Raw genomic sequence first — 255 nt, 5'->3', positions numbered from 1 at the left:
GCATCGCGTTCGTCGCGCAGCAGTTGCCAGAAGTCGTCGGGACTCTCGACGCCACCGGGGAACCGACACGCCATCCCGATGATCGCTATTTGCTTGTTCATGCTCTTTCTGATTTGGCCAGCGCATTGCGATCACACGCACGCGGCTCGTTCGAATGGGTGACGGCCGACATCAGTATTCGGCCCAGTTCTTCTGCCCGGATATCCTGTGCGCAGGCAATGGCGCTCGCATCATTCTTCCAGACGAAATAGTCGC

The 255-nt window shown here is 58.4% G+C and carries 1 protein-coding gene; it reads right to left on the bottom strand.

Annotated features, from left to right (window positions below; translation table 11 throughout):
• Nucleotides 1-101 (bottom strand): beta-ketoacyl synthase N-terminal-like domain-containing protein (locus tag SB772_RS43260; RefSeq protein ID WP_410838931.1); only part of this gene is annotated, 101 nt, incomplete at its 3' end.
• Nucleotides 102-255 lie beyond the last annotated feature (154 nt).

The sequence above is a fragment of the Paraburkholderia sp. SIMBA_030 genome (assembly GCF_046535245.1).
Classification (GTDB): domain Bacteria; phylum Pseudomonadota; class Gammaproteobacteria; order Burkholderiales; family Burkholderiaceae; genus Paraburkholderia.
Note: the sequence above shows the minus strand (reverse complement) of the source record. Positions and strands in the feature narration are given on the sequence as shown.